The following is a 3,956-nucleotide window of genomic DNA, read 5'->3' as shown; positions in this document are numbered from 1 at the left end:
CAACAGCATTCACAAATCCTGTAGGAGCTGGCTTGCCAGCGATGGCGGCATCACGGCCACCATCGCATCGCCAGCAAGCCGGCTCCTACAGATGCGCGTAATGCCCCAGATCCAACAGCATCCACAAATCCTGTAGAAGCTGGCTTGCCAGCGATGACGGCGTAACGGCCACCATCGCATCGCCAGCAAGCCGGCTCCTACAGATGCGCGTAATGCCCCATTCAACATGCTCCCCGCAAATCCTGTAGGAGCTGGCTTGCCAGCAATCAGGTATTGGTCTTCAACTTGGTCCACAGCCGCGTGGTCAAGCGGGCGATGGAGGCTGGCAGGTCTTCTACCGTGAACAGCTTGTCCATCACTGCCTTGGGCGGGTAGATCGCCAGGTCCTGCTTCACCGCCGGCACCACATCAACGTCCGCTGCGCTGTTGGGGTTGGCGTAATGGATGCTGTTGGTGATATTGGCGATGACCTGCGGTTGCAGCAGGTAGTTCATGTAGGAGTAGCCGTTCTTCTGGTGCGGCGCGTTCTTGGGCATGACCACCATGTCGAACCATAACGTCGAGCCCTCATCCGGGATCGAATAGGCAATGTCGATGCCGTTTTTCGCCTCCTTGGCGCTGGCGGCTGCCTGCACGATGTCGCCGTTGAAGCCGATCACCGCGCAGACGTTGCCGTTGGCCAGGTCGCTGATGTACTTGGAGGCGTGGAAATACTGGACGTAAGGCCGGATCTTCAGCAGCGCCTGTTCGGCCTTCTTGTAGTCAGCCGGCTCGTGGCTGTGGGGCGGCAACCCCAGGTAGTTGAGGGTGATCGGCAGCACTTGCGTCGGGTTGTCGATGATCGCCACGCCACATTCGCTGAGCTTCCTGATATTGGCTTCATCGAAAAACAGACTCCAGGATCGGGTCACGTCGGTGTTGCCGAAGATCGCCTTGATCTTCTCGACGTTATAACCAATGCCCGCGGTGCCCCACATGTAGGGATAACCGTACTGGTTGCCGGGGTCGTTGACCTCGAGCTTTTTCATCAGCACCGGGTCGAGGTTGCTCCAGCCCGGGAGCTGGCTCCTGTCGAGCTTCTGGATGGCACCGGCCTTGATCAGGCGCGAGAGGAAATGGTTCGACGGGCTGACCACGTCATACCCGGTATTGCCGGTCATCAGCTTCGATTCCAGCACTTCGTTGCTGTCATGGATGTCGTAAGTGGCCTTGATCCCGGTTTCTTTGGTGAACGTGGCCAGGGTATCGTCGGCGATGTAGCCGTTCCAGTTGGAAATGTTCACGGTTTCATCGGCGTAGGCGGCGGCGCTCAACGTTGAGAGCAGTGCCACCAGGGAAACAGTATTGACGCGCATGTTCGATCACCTTCGTGTTGAAGTGCTTTTGTTGTATGTGAAAGGCGGTGTTCTAGATTTCGCTTCTGGCCCGGGCCGTCTCTACGCGCATGCGCAGCATGGCACCGATATCGAGCAAGGGTTTGGGCGGCAGCCAGCCGGGCTGGGCGCGGCCTTTGACCGATTGCAGGAGCGGCGAGTCGATGCCCGACGCCAGCTCCGCCAGCAGCCGTCCCCACAACGTGCCGCGCGCCACGCCGGAGCCGTTGCACCCGGCCACGGCGAACACGCCCTCCTCGACCTTGGCGAAATACGGCTGCCCGGAGCGCGAAGCGCTGAGGTGGCCGGTCCAGGTGTATTGGATGTCCTGCGCGCCCAACATCGGGAAACGACGCTGCAAACCCAGGACATGGTGCTGGCGCCGGGTCGCCAGTTCGCCGGGCGACAAGTCGTGGGCGCGGTATTCGGCGGTGTTGCGGATCATCACCCGGCGATCCGGGGTCAGGCGCACCGTGGCCCCCAGGGGGCGGGTCGACAGCACGCCCCAGGGCTCGACGGCGCCAAGGGCCTGGAATTCTTCGTCGCTCAGGGGCCGGGTCAGGCTGGCGCTGAGTTCCATCGCGAAGGTGCCACTGTCACTGATGCCTGAACGGGGAATGAAGGCATTGAGGCAAACCAGCACTTGCCGCGCCTCGATGCAACCCTGGGCGCCGCTGGCGCGGATGCGACCATTGTCCAGGCGCTGCAGGCCGCTGATCTCGGTGTTTTCAAACAGGGTCACCTGTGGCGGCAATGCATCGAGCAGCCCTTTGACGTATTTCGCCGGTTGCAGCAGCGCATTGCCATTGCCGCACCAGATCGCCGCTTGGTAGTGCCGGGTTCCCAACTTCTGGCGCAACCGGTCTCCTTGCAGAAACTCTGCTGAGGCGCTTACGGCGCGCAAGGTCTGCAGCTTGGACTCGACCTGGGTCAACTTGCGCGGATCGCTGACCGCAAAGAAATAGCCCGATTCGCGAAAATCGCATTCGATGCCGTGCCGGGCAATGCGCTTGCGCACCTCGTCGCTGGCGGTACGGCCAATTGCGGTATCGGCCTGGTAGCCAGCGAATCCCGGGGTGCCTTGCAACTCGGCATGCCCGGGATGTTCGTGGGCGACCACGAACCCAGAGTTGCGCGCCGATGCACCTTGCGCCGCGCGCTGGCGGTCGACCAGCACAATGCGTGCCTGGGGATGCAGTTCAGCCAGCGAGTGAGCGGCACTCAGCCCGGTGATGCCGGCGCCGATCACCAGCCAATCGGCCTGCTGCGTGCCCTTGAGCGGATCGCGCAACGGGCTGTCCCCGGCTTGCGCAATCCAGCCACATACGTTTTCCATGCGTCACCTCGTAGACTGTCGTTGTGCCGGCCTCTCGCAAACCCCATGCGGTATTTGCATGGGTGGTTTCAGATAACGGCCGCTATGACTAGAATCTAAAGGGACATTGCATCGGCAACCAACGTTATTAAATCATCCAGGTATTCTGAAAACGCATGGATAACATTCGCCACATGCCCTCGCTCCAGGGCCTGCAGGCCTTGGTCGAGGTCGCGGATTCGGGCAGCTTCACCCAGGCCGCGCAAACGCTGTGCCTGACCCAAAGCGCCGTGAGCCGCAAAATCCAGCAATTGGAGAGTCACTTCGGCACCTCGATGTTCCTCAGGACCAGCCGCAGCCTGCAGCTCACAGCCGAAGGCGAACAGGTGCTCGCCAGTGCGCGGCACATCCTTGAACACCTCAAGGCCCTCGAAGACCGGATCGCCCCGCAAAAGCGCCCGTTCCGCATCCGCATGCACGTGTCCCTGGCAGTGCGCTGGCTGTTGCCCCGGCTGAATGATTTCTACCGCCATCATCCGCAGGTATCGCTGGCGATCGAGACCGTCGCCACCGAGGTGGTGGAACCGGCCAGCGACAGCGACGCCTACATCCTCTACCTGCCCGAACCGTCCGCTGCCCCGGATTGCCTGACCCTGTTCGAGGAAGCGCTGGTGCCGGTGTGTGCGCCCGGACTGGCGCTGGCCTCACAGGAGGATCTCGCCGGCTTTGCGCTGCTGCACCGTTCGAGCGACAGGAACGACTGGCGGTATTGGCTGGCCGCCAATGGCGGCAGGTCACTGGACGAGTTTCGCCACCTTCCCTTCAACCTCGACGAACTGGCACTGGATGCCGCCGCCCGCGGGCTGGGTGTGGCCATGACCGACATGACCCTGGCGGGCGAGTCGATCGAACGCGGCGTGCTGGTCATTCCGTTTGGCGAGCCGTTGAAGACCCGGGGGATTTACGCCCTGTGCCTGCAGCCGTCATCGGCCGCGCATCCGGCGTGCGGGGCGATCTTGCAGTGGTTTGCCGAGCAGGCAGGAACACCCTCCAACCTGTAGAAACTCTGTTGCCAGTCAAGCTTTCAGCAGCTGCTCTTCGCTTAAAACGCTGTGGGAGATTCTATGGTTGGGGAACCCTGCAACCTTAAAATCGGCTGGTTTTTCGCTTTGGCTTTTGATCTTGATCTTGATCTTGATCTTGATTTTCTTGCCCCATCGAGAGGCCGAGTGGAGGTTCTGCGCAGTGGGTAAACCGGCATGGATGCC

The 3,956-nt window shown here is 61.5% G+C and carries 4 protein-coding genes; 1 reads left to right on the top strand and 3 read right to left on the bottom strand.

Annotated elements, in window-relative coordinates; translation table 11 throughout:
* Positions 1 to 266 precede the first annotated feature (266 nt).
* Together SOP95_RS31350 and SOP95_RS31345 are read right to left on the bottom strand one after the other, a co-directional pair.
* Positions 267 to 1,355, bottom strand: coding sequence for a polyamine ABC transporter substrate-binding protein (locus SOP95_RS31350; protein ID WP_323609497.1), 1,089 nt, complete (start codon positions 1,353 to 1,355; stop codon positions 267 to 269).
* A 52-nt stretch (positions 1,356 to 1,407) separates the two neighbouring features.
* Positions 1,408 to 2,709, bottom strand: coding sequence for an NAD(P)/FAD-dependent oxidoreductase (locus tag SOP95_RS31345; protein ID WP_323609496.1), 1,302 nt, complete (start codon positions 2,707 to 2,709; stop codon positions 1,408 to 1,410).
* Positions 2,710 to 2,864: 155 nt separating this feature from the next.
* Between SOP95_RS31345 and SOP95_RS31340 the strand changes: the two genes are divergently transcribed.
* A complete protein-coding gene (locus SOP95_RS31340; protein WP_323609495.1) occupies positions 2,865 to 3,749 on the top strand; it encodes a LysR substrate-binding domain-containing protein in 885 nt (294 codons plus the stop codon).
* 15 nt (positions 3,750 to 3,764) lie between these two features.
* Here the strand turns inward: SOP95_RS31340 and SOP95_RS31335 are convergent.
* Positions 3,765 to 3,956, bottom strand: a 192-nt coding sequence (locus SOP95_RS31335) for a hypothetical protein (protein WP_323609494.1), incomplete at its 5' end; no start/stop codon positions are given.

The organism is Pseudomonas sp. YuFO8 (assembly GCF_035065025.1).
Taxonomy (GTDB): domain Bacteria; phylum Pseudomonadota; class Gammaproteobacteria; order Pseudomonadales; family Pseudomonadaceae; genus Aquipseudomonas; species Aquipseudomonas putida_AE.
This window is presented reverse-complemented; position numbering and strand designations above follow the sequence as displayed.

Excerpts from the sequence above, each read along its gene's own strand:
- SOP95_RS31340 (WP_323609495.1), top strand. The coding sequence starts at position 2,865 with ATGGATAACATTCGCCACATGCCCTCGCTCCAGGGCCTGCAGGCCTTG.
- SOP95_RS31345 (WP_323609496.1), bottom strand. The coding sequence starts at position 2,709 with ATGGAAAACGTATGTGGCTGGATTGCGCAAGCCGGGGACAGCCCGTTG.
- SOP95_RS31350 (WP_323609497.1), bottom strand. The coding sequence starts at position 1,355 with ATGCGCGTCAATACTGTTTCCCTGGTGGCACTGCTCTCAACGTTGAGC.